Raw genomic sequence first — 16,837 nt, 5'->3', positions numbered from 1 at the left:
TTCCCTCTACAGGGAGAGCTGCCACTGGTTCCACTCGTCGAACAGCTCGAACCCCATGGCCTCGTTGATGGCGAGCATGTGGCCGTTGGAGGTGGCGTTCCAGGTGATGATGCGTTCGAGGTGCGGCTCCTGCTCGCGTAGCCAGAGCAGGTTGGCGAGCTTGAGCAGCAGGCCGAGCCGGTGGCCGCGGTGCCCGCGCAGGACGGCCGTGTCGGCCTGCTCGCCCCAGACGGCGGAGGGGCCGGCGTCGAGGAAGACGCGGGTGTAGCCGGCGGGGGCACCGTCGGAGTCGCGGCGGGCGATCGTGGTGTAGCAGGTGCGGCCGACCGCGGGCAGGCTCTCCTCGCGGGCGCGCACGCCGTCGACGCTGAAGGTCATGTCCTCCAGGTCGCCCTGGCGCGGGGCGTCGTTCATGCCGTTGAGGAGGGTGACGAGGTCGGGCAGCAACTCGGGGGTGGCCGGGCCGATCCAGCGTTCCAGGGTGTAGCCCTCGACCGCGGGGATCATCCGCTCCAGGGCGTCCCAGTCGGCCTGGCGCAGGTCGAGGGTGCGGCGCGCCTCCGCCAGCCCCACGCTCATGCCATGGGTTCGGGCGAAGCGGGCGCCGACGCCGGTGGTGAGGGTCTCGGTGAGCAGGAGTTTGCGGCCCTGCGCCCGCATGCGCTCGACGGCGTGCTCGAACAGGGCGGAGCCGAGGCCGCGGCCGCGGTACGCCGGGTCCACGACGAGGGGGAAGACGGAGCCCATGTGGCGGTTGTCGAGCTGGGGGAAGCGCAGCGCGTAGCCGCCGATGACCCGGTCGTCGTCGAGCAGGACCCACGCCTCCATGCGCTGGGCCGGCGAGTGCGTGCAGACGTCGCGGCGGAATCGGGCGAGGGGGAGCGCGGGGCCGGCGTCCTCGTGGTAGCCGGCCAGGTACGCGGCGTGCAGGCTGGTGACGAGGTCGTCGTCGGAGGGGTCGCCCGGCCGGTCGGGAATCATGATGGGCTGGATGCGCATGACTCCAGCCAACCGCACCGCGAGACGGCCGGGCCAGCGGTTTTACTGCCGGTAGTTCTCCACCTCGCCGGCCGGGCGGGCGGCGGCGTCGTCGGGGTCCTCGCCCGCGGTGCGCCTGGCCCGGCGCTGCCTGAGCAGATCCCAGCACTGGTCGAGGGCGGTCTCCAGCTCCTTGACGCGCGCGTGCTCCTGGTCGGAGGTCACCTCGCCGGCGGTGAGCCTGTCGCGCAGCTCGTGCTCCTCGGTGACCAGCGCGCTGATCCTGGTCAGAATCTCGTCGTCCCGCATGCCCAAGACTCTAATCACCGCGTGATAGAACACGCCCTATGGCTGGTATGGCGCTGGTAAGGAAGCCCGGCCCGAGGATCTCCGAGGGCATCGTCACACACATCGAGCGGGAGCCGGTGGATCACGAGAGGGCGGCCGTCCAGCACGACGCCTACGTGGCCGCGCTGGCCGGGGCGGGCTGGCGGCCGGTGCACGTGCCGCGCGCCGACGACCTGCCTGACGCCCCTTTCGTGGAGGACACGATGGTGGTGTCGGGCCGCCTGGCCGTGCTGACCAGGCCGGGCGCGCCGGAGCGGCGGCCGGAGGTGGAGTCGGTGGCGCGGGCCGTGCACGAGCTGGGGCTGAGCTCGGTCAGGATCGTGCCGCCCGGCACGCTGGACGGCGGCGACGTGCTCCAGGTTGGCCGAACGGTGTACGTGGGCAGGTCGGCGAGGACCAATGACGAGGGCATCGCGCAGTTGACCGCCCTGCTGCCGGAGCGGCAGGTGGTGCCCGTGGAGCTGCGCGGCGTGCTGCACCTGAAGTCGGCGGTGACCGCGTTGCCCGACGGGACGCTCATCGGCGATCCCGCCTGCGTCGACCTGCCCGGGGTGCTGGCGCCTGAGGAGGAGGCGGGCGGCCATGTGGTGGTGCTGGGAGAGGACCGCGTCCTGCTGTCCGCGTCGGCCCCGCAGACCGCCGCAATGCTCGAAAAACGCGGATTTTTCGTGACGAAGGTGGATATCTCGGAATACGAGAAGCTTGAAGGTTGTGTGACCTGCTTGAGCGTTCTCGTGGCTGATTGACCGTTCTCAGAATCTGAGATCCCGGGCGGTGCATGGCGAGACGTCTGGTAGCGTTCAAGTCATGCTGCGCGGGCTCCTTCTTAGCTGCCGCGGCGGGGGCCTCTAAGGCCGGCTCCCTCGCCGCGGAGCGAGTCATGCGCGTCGGCCGCTTTCTTTCTGAGACCGACGAGGAGCATCCGATCATGACCGCTCAGCAGCCCAGCCGTATGCCCGTCCATCGTTACCAGCCGTTCGAACCCATCCGGCTGACCGACCGCACCTGGCCCGACAAGGTGATCGCCAAGGCGCCCCGATGGTGCGCCGTGGACCTGCGCGACGGCAACCAGGCCCTGATCGACCCGATGGACTCGCACCGCAAGCTCCAGATGTTCGAGCTGCTGGTACGCATGGGGTACAAGGAGATCGAGGTAGGCTTCCCCGCCGCCTCGCAGACCGACTTCGACTTCGTCCGGCAGATCATCGAAGAGGGCCGCGTCCCCGACGACGTGGTCATCCAGGTGCTGACGCAGGCCAGGCCCGAGCTGATCGAGCGCACCTTCGAGTCGATCGAGGGCGCCAAGCAGGCCATCGTGCACCTGTACAACTCGACCTCCACCCTGCAGCGCCGCGTCGTCTTCGGCCAGGACAAGGACGGCATCACCGCCATCGCGGTCGAGGGCGCCAAGCTGGTCAAGAAGCTCGCCGACGCCAGCGACGTGGACGTGTACTTCCAGTACTCCCCGGAGTCGTTCACCGGCACCGAGCTGGAGTACGCCGTCGAGGTGTGCGACGCCGTCAACGAGGTGTGGCAGCCCACGCCCGACCGCAAGGTGATCGTCAACCTGCCCGCCACGGTCGAGATGGCCACCCCCAACATCTACGCCGACCAGATCGAGTGGATGCACCGCAACCTCAAGCACCGCGACTCGATCGTCCTGTCGCTGCACCCGCACAACGACCGCGGCAGCGCCGTGGCCGCCGCCGAGCTGGGGTATCTGGCCGGCGCCGACCGCATCGAGGGCTGCCTGTTCGGCAACGGCGAGCGCACCGGCAACGTCTGCCTGGTCACCCTGGGCATGAACCTGTTCTCCCAGGGCGTCGACCCCGAGATCGACTTCAGTGACATCGACGAGATCCGCCGCGTCACCGAATACTGCAACCAGCTGCCCGTGCACCCGCGTCACCCGTGGGGCGGCGAGCTGGTCTACACCGCCTTCTCCGGCTCCCACCAGGACGCCATCAAGAAGGGCTTCGAGCACCTGGAGCGCGACGCCGCCGCGGCCGGGGTGCCGGTCGACGAGTTCACCTGGGCGGTGCCGTACCTGCCGATCGACCCGAAGGACATCGGCCGCACCTACGAGGCCGTCATCCGGGTCAACAGCCAGTCGGGCAAGGGCGGCGTCGCGTACATCATGAAGGCCGACCACCAGCTCGACCTGCCGCGCAGGCTGCAGATCGAGTTCTCCAAGGTGGTGCAGGCGCGCACCGACAGCGAGGGCGGCGAGATCAGCCCCGCCGCGATGTTCGAGATCTTCCGGGACGAGTACCTGCCCAACCCCGCCAAGCGGTGGGGCCGCCTGAGCCTCATGGCGCACCGCCACGAGTCCACGGTCGACGACAAGGACCTCATCAGCGCCGACGTGCGCCTCGACGGTGAGATCCGCGAGATCCAGGGCAAGGGCAACGGCCCGATCTCGGCGTTCATCGACGCCATCACGCACGTGGGCATCCAGGTGCGCGTCCTCGACTACGTGGAGCACGCGATGAGCGCGGGCACCGACGCCAAGGCGGCCTCCTACCTGGAGTGCGAGGTCAACGGGAAGGTGCTGTGGGGCGTCGGCGTCGACGCCAACACCACGACGGCCTCGCTGAAGGCCATCATCTCCGCGGTGAACCGCGCCGCGCGCTGACACCTCGGTCCTGACAAGGGGCACGGCGAGTCGCTCGCCGTGCCCTTTCGCGTCTTAGTGAACGTTGCGTTTCTTCGAGCTGAACCCTATTCTTCTTAGAGAACGCTCCGTTTACTAAAGAGGTGGCGCCGTGGGTCTGGTGCTGGCCGGGCTGATGCTGGCGATGCTGCTGGGCGCGCTCGACCAGACGGTCATGGCGCCCGCCCTGCCCGCCATCGCCGGCTCCCTCGGCGGGCTCGACCGGATGCCCGCCGTCGTCACCGCCTACCTCGTCGCCGCCACCATCGCCATGCCCGTCTACGGCAAGCTCGGCGACCGGTACGGCCGCAAACCCACCATGCAGGCCGCGGTCGTGATCTTCGTGACCGGAGCCGTGCTGTGCGCGCTGGCCACGTCCATGCCGCAGTTCATCGCCTTCCGCGCGATCCAGGGGCTGGGCGGCGGCGGGCTGGTGATCGGCGCCCAGGCGATCATCGGGGAGATCGTCAGCCCGCGGGAGCGGGGGCGCTACCTCGGGCTGTTCGGAGCCGCGTACATCGTGGCCGCCGTCGGCGGGCCGCTGGTCGGCGGGTTCTTCGTCGACGGCCCCGGATGGCGGTGGATCTTCGCCCTCTACCCGCCGCTCGGGCTGCTGACGCTGGTGCTGCTGAGCGTCGCGCTCAAGCTGCCCAGGCCCCGGACGAAGGCGCCGCTCGACGTGGCAGGAGCCGTCACGCTCGGCGTCGCCGTGGTCGGGGTGGTCATGGTGGGGGAGAGCGGCAACCCCGCCTACCTCGCCCTGGCCGCGTTGGGCGGGGTCGCGTGGCTGGTCAGCGCGCGGTTCGCGGCCGATCCGATCCTGCCGCCGCGGCTGTTCAGGGACCGCGCGTTCGCGGTGCCCGTGCTGATCAGCCTGATCATCGGGTTCGCGCTGTTCGGGACGATCACGTACCTGCCGGCGTACGCGCAGATCGCCCTGCACACCAGCGCCACCCAGGCCGGGCTGCTGGTGACGGCGCTCATGGGCGGCGTGCTGCTCACCGCCGTCGTCTCCGGCCGGCTCATCACCAGGACCGGGACGTACAAGCCGTACCCCATCGCGGGAACGGCACTGGCCGCGGCCGGGCTCGGGCTCATGGGCCTCGCAGCGGCTGGGCCCACCGTGCTCGTGCTCGCCCTCCTGCTGACCGGGCTCGGCGTCGGGCTGGTCATGCAGGTCATGGTGCTCGCCGCGCAGAACGCCGTCGAGTACGCCGACCTCGGCACCGCCACCTCCTCGGTGACGTTCCTGCGCCAGATCGGGGCGTCGGCCGGGGTGGCGCTGGTCGGGGCGCTGATCACGCTCAGGTCGGGCATCTCCAGCACCTCGCCGGCGAACCTGCCGGAAGTTGTGCGCGGCCAGTTCGCCGCCGCCGTGCCGCCCGTCTTCGCGGCCATGGCGCCGCTGCTGCTCGTGGCGTTCCTCCTGGCGCTCGCGCTGCCGGCGCGCCCCCTCCGTACCACTGCTCACGTTGAGGAGAACCGGTGAAACTCGTCGCACCGCTGCCTGCCTTCGGCCGCGCGGACCTGGCCATGGCCGGGGGGAAGGGCGCCAACCTGGGGGAGCTGGTCAGGGCCGGTTATCCGGTGCCTGACGGCTTCGTCGTCACCACGTATGCGGGCGAGCTGACCGATGACGTGCGGAAAGCCATCACCGGCGCCTACGCCCGGCTCGGCGGCGGCCCTGTGGCCGTGCGGTCGAGTGCCACGGCCGAGGACCTGCCGGGGGCCGCGTTCGCCGGGCAGCAGGACACCTACCTCAACGTCGTCGGCGAGGCGGACCTGCTCGACGCCGTACGGCGGTGCTGGGGGTCGCTCTGGACCGAGCGGGCCGTCGCCTATCGGGGCAGGCTGGGCATCGGCGACGCTGGGGTGCGGATGGCGGTGGTCGTGCAGAGGATGGTGGAGGCGGAGGTGGCGGGGGTCATGTTCACCGCCGATCCGGTCACCGGGGATCGAACGCGGCTCGTCGTCGATGCCAGCAGCGGGCTGGGCGAGGCCGTCGTGTCGGGGCTGGTCACGCCGGATCACTACGTGGTGGACGGGCGTGGGCGGATCGGCTTCACGCCTGGGCGGCGGGAGGTGGTCATCCGGAGTGCGGCCGGGGGCGGGGTGGTGCGCGAGGGCGCGGGGCCGGTCCCGGCTGGGGCGGTGGCCGGGCGGGTGCCGGGTGTGGTGGAGGCCGAGCGGCTGCCGGATGCGGTGGTGGCGGAGCTGGCGCGGCTGGGGCGCGACGTGGCCGCGCACTTCGGTCGGCCGCAGGACATCGAGTGGGCGTACGCGGGCGGACGGCTCCACCTGCTGCAGGCCCGGCCGATGACCGCGCTGCCGCCGCCCCCGGTGGGTCGTCTCAACCCGATCCAGCGCCGGATCGCCACGGTCCTGATGGAGTACCTGCCCGAGCGGCCGTACCCGATCGACATGTCCACCTGGATCCCGTACGGACCGGCCGGGCTGATGCGCAAGGTCCTCGGCGCCTTCGGCGTGCGGCGCGCGTTCGACGGCTTCCTGGAGGAGGAGGACGAGGTCGTCTACCGGCTCCTGCCGCCGTCACCGAAGCCGGGCCTGGGGGTGCTCGCGGCGCCGTTCCGGGTGCTGGCCAAGGCGCTGCGGTACGACCCGGCCCGGTGGACCGAGGATCGGCGCTACCTCGACTACCTCGCGGCGATCGAGGCCCTGCGTGGTCGCGACCTTCAAGGGATGTCGTGGGGGGAGCTGCTGCGCGTGCCCCGGCAGGCGCTCGCCCTCGTGTCGCCCGTGGCTGATCTGAGGGTCGACTACCTGCCGGGGACGGGGCTGGCGCTGCTGCGGCTGCTGGCGGTGGTGCGGGTGCTGGGGCGGCGGGAGCTGTTCGCCGACTTGTTGCATGGGGCGCGTACCAGGACCACCGATGCCAATCGGGCGTTGGAGGGGCTGGCCGAGGTGGCGCGGCGTACGCGGGCGTTCGAGGTGGAGCCGATGCCCGGGGAGTTCGTGGAGGCGTTGGCGGGGTTTCTGGATGAGTACGGTCATCGGGAGACCGTGAGCCCGATCCTCGTCACGCCGCCTACCTGGGCAGACGCTCCTGAGGTGGTGCTCGGGCTGGTGAGGGTGCTGGCCTCGGACGCGCCTGCGTCGAAGGGGCTGGACGCGCCTGCGTCGCAGGAGGGGGATGACGCGTTGGGGCGGCTGCTCGCCCACCCCTTGCTGCGTGGGAAGGGCCGCCGCGCCCGCGTCACGCGCTGGGTGGAGGCGGCGCGGGCGGGGATCGCGTTCAGGGAGGACAGCCACTTCTCCTTCATGATGCCGCAGCCCGTCCTGCGCGGGTCGCTGCTGGAGCTGGGCCGCCGCCTGCGCGACGCGGGCGCGCTGGCCGCCCCGGAGGACGTCTTCCACCTGCGGCTGGAGGAGATCGAGGACGTCACCACCCTGCGTGGCGCGGACGTCGAGCGGCTGCGCGAGATCGTCACGAGGCGTGCGCTCAAACGGGAGGAGCTGGCCGGGGTGCGGCTCATCGACCCGGCCGCGATCTTCCCGCCGGCCGGGACCGGCGACGCGCTGCTCACCGGCGCCCCGGCCGGCGGCGGCACCGTGACCGGGCCGGTGAAGGTGATCGCCACGCCCGCCGAGTTCGGCCGGCTGGCCGCCGGTGACGTGCTCGTCTGCCCGTACACGAACCCTTCGTGGACGCCGCTGTTCCAGCGCGCGGCGGCCGTGGTCGTGGACACCGGCGGGGCGGCCTCGCACGCGGCGATCGTGGCCAGGGAGTACGGCATCCCGGCCGTCATGGGCACCGGTACGGGCACCTCGGCGCTCCAGGACGGGCAGCTCGTCACGGTGAACGGCGACACCGGCACGGTGACCAGCGCGGTGACCAGCACGGTGACCGGCACGGTCACCGGTACTTCCTAGAATGCATGCCATGGTCACCGACCACCGCAAGCTGCCACGACGCCGGGGCGAGGCGCTCAGCGCCGCGATCTACCAGGCCACGCTCGACGAACTGGCCGAGGTCGGCTACGCCGGGCTGACCATGGAGCGCGTCGCCGAGCGGGCCAAGGCCAGCAAGGCCTCGCTCTACCGGCGCTGGCCCACCCGGATCGAGCTGGTGATGGAGGCCGTCTACCAGTCGCTGCCCGCCCCGGAGACCTCACCTGACACCGGCAGCCTGCGTGACGACCTGGTCGCCATGCTCACCCGCACGGCGCAGGCCCTGTCCGGGCCGGCCGGTGAGGCGATGCGCGGGCTGCTCGGTGAGGCGTTGCGGGGGGAGTCGCCGCTGAGCACGATGCGGCGCAACTCCCAGGGCAAGGCCAGGCAGTTGATGGAGGAGGTCGTGCGCCGGGCGGTCGAGCGCGGTGAGGTGGACCCGGCGGACGTCACCGCCCGCCGGCTCGACGCGGGGCACGCGTTGTTGCGTCACCACTTTCTCTTCGAGGGGTCGCCGATCCCTGAGCGGCTGGTGGTGGAGATCGTGGATGAGGTGCTGGTGCCGCTGCTCAAACCGGGGCACACCGGCTGAGGCCCGCCGGGCGTCACTCAGACGCGGGTCGGGCCGAGCGTCGGATGTCCGGTCAGCGCGACAGGGTCGTCCGGGGATCGCCTGAGCACGGCCCCCGCCACCAGCGCCGCCATCCCGCTGCTCAGCACCGCGCTGGCCGCCACCGCCGGCACGAACCACGGCGACACCTGCCACAGCCCGGACGCCATCAGCGCCGCCACCGCCGTCCACCCGATCGCGTTCATGATGGCCGCCACCGCCAGCGACTTCCCTGCGGCCCGCACGGCGCTCGCCATCACGGGCGAGGCGGCGGCGGCCAGCGGAAGCGGCAGGACCAGCGTCATGAGCGTCGGGACGAAGAAGCCGCCCACCATGGCGTCGCCGAGCGCGGGGAGGGGCGGCGCCGTGTCCAGCCCGAAGCTGAGATAGCTGAGCAGGACGAGCACGATCGGGACGGCCACGGCGAGCGCCGTCAGCAGCACCCGCCGCCCGGTCGCCCGCGCCGCCGCGCCGTAGGGCGCCCGCCTGTGCGCGGCGCGGGCGGCGATGCCGAGCTGCCACGGCGCCAGCAGGGCCATCGCGCCCGCTCCGGCGAAGCAGGTCATGGCGGCTCTGAACAGCCAGCCGACCTCGGTGGCCTGCTCCATCGAGAACGAGAGGGCGGCCGCGTCGCGGACGGCGGGGTTCCACAACATCCACAGGGCGTAGGAGGCGGCGACGAGGATCGCCCAGAGGGGCAGCCGCATCGGCTGGGCGCCCGGGATGCGGCGGCGGTGCAGCCACGCGTCGGCCGCGCCGGTGAGCAGGTCGGCCACGGTGCGCAGCCGTACGGGGCGGGAGGCGACCAGGTCGGCGACCTCCTCGCCGTAACGCTCGCGCCAGACCTTCGGGTAGAGGCGCAGCACGGCCTCCGCGATCGCCGGCATCACGCCCGCACTCAACCGATGCTTTCGCATCATGCCTGCCCCCAAGCCATCCGCCGCACCCCCGCCTGCTCCACCCGGCGCAGCGTGGCGAGCTGCTCCCGCAGCGCGTCACGCCCGCCGTCGGTGATCCGGTACGGCTTGCGCCGCTCCGCCGACTCGACCGGCTCGATCCAGCCGCGTTCCTCCAGCCGCATCAGCGCTCCGTAGAGCGTCCCCGGCTCCAGCGAAGTGCCCGAGAACTCCTCGATATCGCTGATCATCCGGTATCCGTGTTTCTGCCCCTCGGCGAGGCTGATGAGCACGAGCAGCGCCACATCGGTGAAGCGCCCGAGCCCCTGCGTCTTGCGAGCCATGTATTCAGTAAAACTTAGTAAGTCTTACTGAGCAAGTCCGATCGTGCCCGCCGCCAGCCGCATGCTGTGCGTGAACGCGCGGGGCCGGTTCTCGATCGTGTTGTTGAACTGGCCGAACACCTCGAAGTTGACCCACCCGTACAAGGCCGTCCACGCCGTGAGCGCCCGCCAGATCACGTGGTCGGGCACGCCGGGCATCAGCTCGCGGAACCCGGCCACGTCCGCTTCCAGCTCCTCCGGCAGCGGGTCCGCCGCCGCCCGCACCGCCCCCGCCTCCCAGGCGTCGGACATGATGCGGCCCAGCACGGCCACGTCGCGCAGGCGGGCCTCGATCGTGTCCTGGGGCGCCTGGTAGCCGGGGACGGGGGAGCCGTAGATCAGCGCGTACTCGTGGGGATGTGCGACTCCCCAGTCGCGCACGGCGTGGCAGGCGGCCAGCCAGCGCCCGAGGTGGTCCTCTCGCGGGCTGGTGGCCTCGGCGTGTTCGACGGCCGCCCCGAGCGCGTTGTAGCTGTCGATGATCAGCGCGGTGAGCAGGTCGTCGCGGCTCGGGAAGTAGCGGTAGATGGCCGAGGAGACCATGCCCATCTCGCGGGCCACCGCGCGCAGGGACAGGCCGCCGGCTCCCTCGGTGGCGAGCTGGCGGCGCGCGATGTCGGTGATCTCCTTGGTGAGCTCGGCCCTGACGCGTTCTCTGGCGGTGCGGCTGGCTGTCATGCACAGCAGGTTAGCAGAGCACTGAGAAAAAACGAGAGCACTGCTCTTGACGAACACTGCTCTTTTGAGAGAGCATTGCTCTCGTAAGCGAAACACCCCTCAGCCGGAGGCCCCGATGCTCACCCTCGCCAAGCACGCCAACATGTTGCTGATGTTCCTCCTGGAGCTCGGCGTGCTGGCCTCCGTCGCCTACTGGGGCTTCACGGTCAGCCCCAACTGGGGCGTCAAGCTGCTGGCGGGGCTCGGCGGCCCGGCGCTGTTCATCGCGGCGTGGGCACTGTTCGGGGCGAACGGCGGCGCGAACGCCACGTACCCGCTCACCGGCCTGGCCCGCGCCGCGCTGGAGATCCTCTGGTTCGGCGGCGGCGCCCTGGCGCTCTATGCTTCCGGGCTGGTCACCTCCGCTGTGGTCTTCTACGCACTCTTCATCCTCAACGCGGTTCTCCGCTTCTTCTGGAACGAGGTCTGAACATGGGTAAGCACGTTGTCGTCGGTTCGGGTCAGGTCGGCGGTCACCTGGCCGCCAAGCTCATCGAGCAGGGGCACGAGGTCGTCGTCGTGACCCGGTCGGGCAGCGGCCCCGCGGGCGCGGTCAAGGTGGCCGCGGACGTCGCGGACCAGGCCAAGCTGATCGAGGTCACCCGGGGCGCGGACGTCCTGTACAACTGCGTCAACCCGAAGTACCACCGCTGGCTCACCGACTGGCCGCCGATGGCCGCGTCGTTCCTGGCCGCCGCGGAGGCGAGCGGCGCCGCGTACGTGATGCTCGGCAACCTCTACCCGTACGGGCCCGTCACCGGCCCGATGACCGAGGACCTGCCACTCTCCTCCCCCGACCCCAAGTTCCAGGTCCGCGCCAAGATGTGGGCCGACGCGCTGGCCGCGCACGAGGCCGGCCGGATCAGGGCCACCGAGGTCCGCGGCTCCGACTACTACGGCCCCGGCGCCACCGACCAGTCCTACCTGGGCGACCGCTTCACCGTGCCGCTCAGGGCGGGCAAGCCGATCATGTCGCCCTGGCCGGTGGACGTGCCGCACACCTGGACGTACCTGCCGGACGTCGCCGACGCGATGATCACGGCGGGCGCCGACGAGCGGGCCTGGGGCAGGCCGTGGCACGTGCCCAGCGCGGAGCCGCAGACCTTCCGCGAGATGGCCCGGCGGATGGCCGCCGTGACCGGCAGCCCCGAGCCCCGGCTGCGGGTGATCCCGTGGCCGGTGATGCGGGCGGTCGGGCTGTTCTCGCCCATGATGGGCGAGCTCGGGCACGTCCGCTACCAGTTCACCGCGCCGTACGTGCTCGACTCCACGGCCTTCCAGCGCACGTTCGGCGCCGCGCCTACCCCGATCGAGGCGGCGCTCAAGGCTACGCTCGTCGGATGAAGATAGCCATGATCGGTCTGGGCGACATCGCGGAGAAGGCCTACCTTCCCGTGCTGGCCGCTCAGCCCGCTCTCGACCTGCACCTCTGCACCCGCAACGAGGCCCGGCTGCACCGGCTCGGCGACACCTACCGGCTCGGCAACCGCTCCACGAGCGTCGACGAGGTGATCAAGGCGGGGGTGGACGCGGCGTTCGTGCACGCGGCCACCCACGCCCACCCCCAGCTCGTCGAACCCCTGCTCGCCGCCGGCATCCACGTCTACGTCGACAAGCCGATCGCCTACACCCTCGCCGAGTCGGAGAAGCTCGTCCGCCTGGCGGAGGCGGAGGGCAGGTCACTGATGGTCGGCTTCAACCGCCGCCACGCCCCCGGGTACGCCGAGCTGGCCGCCCACCCCCGGCACCTCGTCCTGATGGAGAAGCACCGCCACAACAACCCCGAGGCCCCGCGCAAGGCGATCTTCGACGACTTCATCCACGTGGCCGACACGCTCAGGTTCCTGGCGCCGGGCCCCGTCACCGACACCACGATCAGGACCCGCGTCAGGGACGGCCTCGTCGAGCACATCGTCCTGGAGCTGTCCGGCCGCGACTTCACCGCCATCGGCGTCATGAACCGGATGAGCGGCGCGTCCGAGGAGACCTGCGCGGCCATGGGCGACGGGGCCAAGCGGCGGGTGGTCAACCTCGGCGACGTCATCGACTACCAGGGCGGCGAGACCCTGGCCCGGCGGCCCGACTGGGTGCCGGTCGCCAGGCAGCGCGGGATCGAGCAGGTCTGCCTGGAGTTCCTGGCGGCGGTGCGTGACGGACGCCGGGTGGACGCCGCCGACGCGCTGGCCACCCACGCCCTCTGCGAGGAGATCGTCCTCCAGGCAGGCGGCTGAGTCCTCCAGGCGGGCGGCTGAGCGTGTCAGCCTGCGGGCCTGAGCCGCATCTCCCTGTCGGCCCGGTCGAACATCCGCTGGAACGGCCTTCCCCCCAGCCGGGTCAGCACCGTGTACCCCTTAGCGTCGTTCAACGGGCTGGACGACGACACGACCCCCGCCACCGCCCCGCCGTACAGGGCGGGCCCGCCGCTGCCGCCCGCCGCGGCGTGGCAGTTGCGCGTGACCATCAGCCCGGGCTCCTCGGTCACCCCCTCGACCGCGTCGCCCACGCACCGGTACATCTTGGTGCCCGGATACCCCCGCCCCGCCGGGTAGCCGAGCAGTTCGAGCCCGCGCAGCTCGGTGCCCTTGCCGGTGCGCATCGGCGACAGCCCCCGCCCGGTGACGGCCTCCAGCGGGCGCTTGCCGCTGGCGACCCCGACCAGACCCACGTCGTACGGCAGCAGCTCCGACGAGTACGGCCGGGCACGCCATCTGGCGGGCACCCACGCGCGCACGACAGGCCAGACGCCCATCGGCGGCCGGCCCCGGTCGAAGCCGGGCAGGAACGCCAGATGCTCCAGCAACCGCCCGTCGTGGTAGAGACAGTGCGCCGCCGTCAGCACCAGGCTGCGGCTGCGCGAGCCGATCACCGTGCCCCCGCACAACACGTCCGTCTTGGCGACGGGGTCGCGGCCGAGCAGCACCCCGGTCAGCCGCCGCGCCCCCGTGTAGGGGCGCGGGACCGGCGCGTAGCCCAGGCGGTCGCCGTCAGGGGTGAGCACCCGGGGAACGGGGACGTTGCGCTGGGACACCTCGGTGACGGCGGCTGGATCGAGCAGGACGAGAGACAGGGCCAACCTGAGCACCCTGCCACTGTAGGACGAAGATGATCAGCTTCCTGACCTGCGACATGAGGGTTTACTAACTCGTGTACTGGGAACCGAGCGCGCGTAGCCTGGCGTGCGCCGACTCGTACACGCCCGTCGCCTCGCCCAGGTAGGCCTTGGGCAGTTTGGCGACCATCGTGTAGTTGGTGTCGCACACGTTCCCGACCGGCGCCTGCCCGGCCTGGCTGACGAGCTGGTAGGCGTCGAGCGTGTCCAGGCCGGTCAGCTCGGAGGTCCAGGTGACCAGGTCGTGCTGGCTGATCCGGTACGCGTCCTCCAGCGGCCTGGCCGACCCGGTGGACATCAGGTGCAGGTCGTCTTCCAGGCGCGGCCACGGCGTGGCCACCCCCTTGATCAGCTCGACGGCGACCACGGTGTTCATGGCCGACTCCACCGCGGTCCCGCACACCTCGCCGTGCCCTTGCAGCCCGTGGCCGTCGCCGATGGCGAACATCCCGCCCTCGACGTTGACGCCCAGGTAGACGGTGACGCCGGCGCGCAGCTCGGGGGTGTCCATGTTGCCGCCGTGCGCGTCGGGGGTGATCGTCATACGGGCCTCGTTCGCGCCCGGGGCCACGCCGACCGTGCCGTGCATGGGGTCGAGCGGCAGTGCCACGCTGAAGTCGCTGTTGCGGGCGTGGTAAACGGCGACGTTCTTGTCGAGGTCGATGTCGTAGCGCCAGACGCGCTCCTCCAGCGGCGGCTGGAGCATGGCGGTGGTGTGGGTGCCGGTCAGCGCGCCGAAGTGGGGGAACGTCGTGGAGACCGCCCAGTCCCTGGCCGGGGTGATCGAGACGAAGTGCAGCGCCAGCGTGTCGCCCGGCTCGGCGCCCTCGACGTGGAAGGGGCCGGTGACCGGGTTCAGGTAGGGGAACTCGCACACTCTGGACGGCAGGTCGTCCACGGTCCGGACGCGCCCGCCGAAGCAGTCCTCGGTGTAGAGCTCCAGGATGGTGCCGGGGCGTACCTTGCCGAGGGCGGGCCGGCCGCCGAAGGTGTAGCTGAGCTCCTCCGGCTCGGGACGGAAGGAGACGACGTTCACTTGACCTCCGAGGGTAGTTGGGGCCTGCGGCCCAGCAGGTACGAGCCGCCGAGGACGAGCAGGCCGAGTGCCAGCCAGATGCCGCCGACCCACTGGGCCGCGACGTTCTGGTTGATGACGACGGCCACCAGGACGACGAAGCCGATCACGGGCGCGACGAGGTGCGCCCAGTAGTTACGGCTGCGCTGCCTGATCAGGTAGTGCACGACCACGGCGATGTGCAGCAGCAGGAAGGCGCTCATGGCGCCGAAGTTGACCAGCGAGGCCAGCTCGCCGATGCCGTTCTCCCTGGTGCTCATGTAGATGCCGAGGATGAGTGAGATGGCGGCGACGGCGAAGGTGGCGTTGACGGGCACCCGGTGCTTGGGGTCGACGACCGACAGGAAGCGCGGGAGCTGCCGGTCGCGGGCCATCGCGAACAGCAGGCGGGAGGTGGCGGCCTGGGCGACCAGGGAGTTGGCGAAGCCCCAGGCGATGGCGGTGGCGACGGCGGTGAGCACTGACAGCCACTGCCCGCCGGCGAACGCGGCGGTGTCGTAGAACGCGCTGCCCGCGGCGTCGCCCTCGGCGATCAGCTTGCCCCGGTTGGGGGTGAGCAGCGCGGCCACCCACGTCTGGACGACGAACAGCACGGCCGCCACGCCCAGCGCGGCCACCATGGAGCGGCCGAGCCGCTTGGCGTCCTCGCGGTTCTCCTCGGCCAGGGTGGAGATGCCGTCGAAGCCGAGGAACGACAGGACGGCGACGGACGCGGCGGCGAGCACCACGCTCCAGGTGAAGGAGGAGGAGTCGAAGAGCGGGGTGAGCACGCCGGTCTGCGCCTTGCCCTGGGCCAGCGCGACGCCGCCGACCACCAGGAAGATCGCGAGCACGGCCAGCTCGGCGACCAGCATGATGCGGGTGATCCTGGCCGTCATCTGGATGCCCAGGTAGTTGACGACCGTGTTGAGCAGCACGAAGATCACCAGCCAGCCCCACACGGGGATGGCCGGCACGAACGAGCTCATGGCCGCGCTGGCCACCAGGTAGAGCAGCGAGGGCACCAGGACGTAGTCCAGCAGGATCGCCCAGCCGGCGATGAAGCCCACGGGGGCGGCGATGCCGCGCCCGGCGTAGGTGTAGACCGACCCGGCCATCGGGAAGGCGCGGGCCATCTGCGCGTACGACAGCGCGGTGAACGCCATCGCCACCAGGCCGATGACGTAGGCCAGCGCCACCATCCCGTGGGAGACGGCGAAGACGTTGCCGAAGATGCCGAACGGGGCGATCGGCACCATGAAGATCAAGCCATAGATCATCAGATCGGCGAAGCCTAAGGAGCGCTGAAGCTCCTGGCGGTAGCCGAACTGCTCGACGCTGCTCATGTACGGCTCCTAGTGCTTGGGGGGCGTTCTGCACCTTAGAGCCAAAGCTTTCTACTGAAAAGGTTTCTCCAGGAAGAAGTCCAGGCCATCGGCCCTGCCGAGGTGGACGGGCTGGCGCACCTGCCGGTCGAGCAGCGTCAGCGTGCCGCGCGCGCTGGTGATCGTGGTGCCGTCGGCGACGGCGTCGAGGTCGGGCACCGCCAGCGAGCCGGCCCGCGCGCACAGGGCGGCCAGCATCGCCACGGCCTCGTAGCAGCCGTGGCCGTGGGCGTTCAGCATGGGGGCATCCGCGCCGAACCTGGCCGCGTACCGCTCGGAGAAGCCGAGGCTGGCCGGGGTCGGCAGGTCGCGGAAGTACCCCATCGACGCGTACAACTCGCCGGTCGCGTCGCCGCCGATGCCCAGCAGGGCGTGCTCCTCCAGCGCCCCGCACAGTCGCAGCGCGCGCAGCCCGGACGCCGCGAACGCCCGGTTGAAGGCCACCAGGTCGCTGCCGATCAGCGTCAGCAGGAGGGCATCGGGGCGGGTGCCGGCCACCCGGCCCAGCCAGCGCACCGCCTCGCCGTACCGGACGAACCGCTCGCCCACCACGGTCGCGCCCGCCGCGCGCAGCCGCCTGCGGGCGCTGGCGTGCACCAGGCGGGGCCAGATGTAGTCGTTGCCCAGCAGGAACCAGCGGCGGGCCCCCCTCCGGGCCCCCAGCCCCTCGCATCCCGGCGCGAGGCGGCGGGCGGGGGGGTCCCCGGGGGGGGAGGACGCCGGGGCCCCGCCGCCGCCCCGAACGGGAGAGGGGCGGGGGGGGGGAGAGGGGGGAGGGGCGGGGGGGGTAATGGG

17 protein-coding genes are annotated in these 16,837 nt (G+C 71.4%); 8 read left to right on the top strand and 9 right to left on the bottom strand.

The features are described 5' to 3' along the window. Positions 1–6: 6 nt before the first annotated feature. Together FXF51_RS36185 and FXF51_RS36180 are read right to left on the bottom strand one after the other, a co-directional pair. Complete coding sequence (locus FXF51_RS36185) at positions 7–999, bottom strand: GNAT family N-acetyltransferase (RefSeq protein WP_148439223.1); 993 nt, start codon at positions 997–999, stop codon at positions 7–9. A gap of 42 nt (positions 1,000–1,041) precedes the next feature. Next, entirely contained in the window at positions 1,042–1,287 is a 246-nt protein-coding gene (locus FXF51_RS36180) for a DUF2630 family protein (protein ID WP_148439222.1), read from the bottom strand. Between the two features lie 38 nt (positions 1,288–1,325). On the opposite strand from FXF51_RS36180, the gene ddaH reads away from it, so the two are divergent. From ddaH to FXF51_RS36155, 5 genes are all read left to right on the top strand, one after another. Beyond that, a complete protein-coding gene (ddaH, locus tag FXF51_RS36175; RefSeq protein ID WP_148439221.1) occupies positions 1,326–2,072 on the top strand; it encodes a dimethylargininase in 747 nt (248 codons plus the stop codon). Positions 2,073–2,254: 182 nt separating this feature from the next. Continuing rightward, complete coding sequence (leuA, locus tag FXF51_RS36170; RefSeq protein WP_148439220.1) at positions 2,255–3,961, top strand: 2-isopropylmalate synthase; 1,707 nt, start codon at positions 2,255–2,257, stop codon at positions 3,959–3,961. A 130-nt stretch (positions 3,962–4,091) separates the two neighbouring features. After that, complete coding sequence (locus FXF51_RS36165; RefSeq protein ID WP_262380059.1) at positions 4,092–5,468, top strand: MFS transporter; 1,377 nt, start codon at positions 4,092–4,094, stop codon at positions 5,466–5,468. After that, a complete protein-coding gene (locus FXF51_RS36160) occupies positions 5,465–7,870 on the top strand; it encodes a PEP/pyruvate-binding domain-containing protein (protein WP_411268414.1) in 2,406 nt (801 codons plus the stop codon). The genes FXF51_RS36165 and FXF51_RS36160 overlap by 4 nt, the downstream gene beginning before the upstream one ends. Before the next feature lie 10 nt (positions 7,871–7,880). Next, positions 7,881–8,480 (top strand): TetR/AcrR family transcriptional regulator, encoded by a 600-nt coding sequence (locus tag FXF51_RS36155; protein WP_148439219.1) that lies wholly within the window; start codon positions 7,881–7,883, stop codon positions 8,478–8,480. A 17-nt stretch (positions 8,481–8,497) separates the two neighbouring features. Here the strand turns inward: FXF51_RS36155 and FXF51_RS36150 are convergent, their stop codons facing one another. From FXF51_RS36150 to FXF51_RS36140, 3 genes are read right to left on the bottom strand one after another with little or no spacing between them, the layout of a single operon-like run. Next, entirely contained in the window at positions 8,498–9,418 is a 921-nt protein-coding gene (locus FXF51_RS36150; RefSeq protein WP_148439218.1) for a hypothetical protein, read from the bottom strand. Further along, a complete protein-coding gene (locus FXF51_RS36145) occupies positions 9,415–9,738 on the bottom strand; it encodes a PadR family transcriptional regulator (protein ID WP_148439217.1) in 324 nt (107 codons plus the stop codon). Before FXF51_RS36145 ends, FXF51_RS36150 begins: the two co-directional genes overlap by 4 nt. A 24-nt stretch (positions 9,739–9,762) precedes the next feature. Then, positions 9,763–10,455, bottom strand: coding sequence for a TetR/AcrR family transcriptional regulator (locus FXF51_RS36140; RefSeq protein WP_148439216.1), 693 nt, complete (start codon positions 10,453–10,455; stop codon positions 9,763–9,765). A 115-nt stretch (positions 10,456–10,570) separates the two neighbouring features. On the opposite strand from FXF51_RS36140, the gene FXF51_RS36135 reads away from it, so the two are divergent. From FXF51_RS36135 to FXF51_RS36125, 3 genes are read left to right on the top strand one after another with little or no spacing between them, the layout of a single operon-like run. After that, positions 10,571–10,924 carry a YrdB family protein gene (locus FXF51_RS36135; RefSeq protein WP_148439215.1) on the top strand — a complete coding sequence of 118 codons (354 nt, stop codon included), beginning with the start codon at positions 10,571–10,573 and terminating at the stop codon, positions 10,922–10,924. 2 nt (positions 10,925–10,926) lie between these two features. Continuing rightward, positions 10,927–11,838: an NAD-dependent epimerase/dehydratase family protein gene (locus FXF51_RS36130; RefSeq protein ID WP_187414759.1), complete on the top strand. Its 912-nt coding sequence runs from the start codon at positions 10,927–10,929 to the stop codon at positions 11,836–11,838. Then, positions 11,835–12,725, top strand: a complete 891-nt coding sequence (locus FXF51_RS36125; RefSeq protein WP_148439214.1) for a Gfo/Idh/MocA family protein — start codon at positions 11,835–11,837, stop codon at positions 12,723–12,725. Before FXF51_RS36130 ends, FXF51_RS36125 begins: the two co-directional genes overlap by 4 nt. A 26-nt stretch (positions 12,726–12,751) precedes the next feature. Here FXF51_RS36125 and FXF51_RS36120 read toward each other — a convergent pair whose 3' ends face one another. Genes FXF51_RS36120 through FXF51_RS36105 form a run of 4 tightly spaced genes read right to left on the bottom strand, consistent with a single transcriptional unit; the run spans position 12,752 to position 16,834 of the window. After that, the gene (locus FXF51_RS36120; protein ID WP_148439213.1) at positions 12,752–13,576 is read right to left on the bottom strand and encodes a trypsin-like serine peptidase; all 825 of its coding nucleotides are present in this window, start codon (positions 13,574–13,576) and stop codon (positions 12,752–12,754) included. A 55-nt stretch (positions 13,577–13,631) separates the two neighbouring features. Then, positions 13,632–14,639, bottom strand: coding sequence for an acetamidase/formamidase family protein (locus tag FXF51_RS36115; protein ID WP_148439212.1), 1,008 nt, complete (start codon positions 14,637–14,639; stop codon positions 13,632–13,634). Then, positions 14,636–16,003 (bottom strand): APC family permease, encoded by a 1,368-nt coding sequence (locus FXF51_RS36110; protein WP_148439211.1) that lies wholly within the window; start codon positions 16,001–16,003, stop codon positions 14,636–14,638. Before FXF51_RS36110 ends, FXF51_RS36115 begins: the two co-directional genes overlap by 4 nt. A 51-nt stretch (positions 16,004–16,054) precedes the next feature. Beyond that, positions 16,055–16,834, bottom strand: coding sequence for an ABC transporter substrate-binding protein (locus FXF51_RS36105; protein WP_262380074.1), 780 nt, complete (start codon positions 16,832–16,834; stop codon positions 16,055–16,057). Positions 16,835–16,837 lie beyond the last annotated feature (3 nt).

It is taken from the genome of Nonomuraea sp. PA05 (genome assembly GCF_008086045.1).
GTDB classification, from domain to species: domain Bacteria; phylum Actinomycetota; class Actinomycetes; order Streptosporangiales; family Streptosporangiaceae; genus Nonomuraea; species Nonomuraea monospora.
Note: the sequence above shows the minus strand (reverse complement) of the source record. Positions and strands in the feature narration are given on the sequence as shown.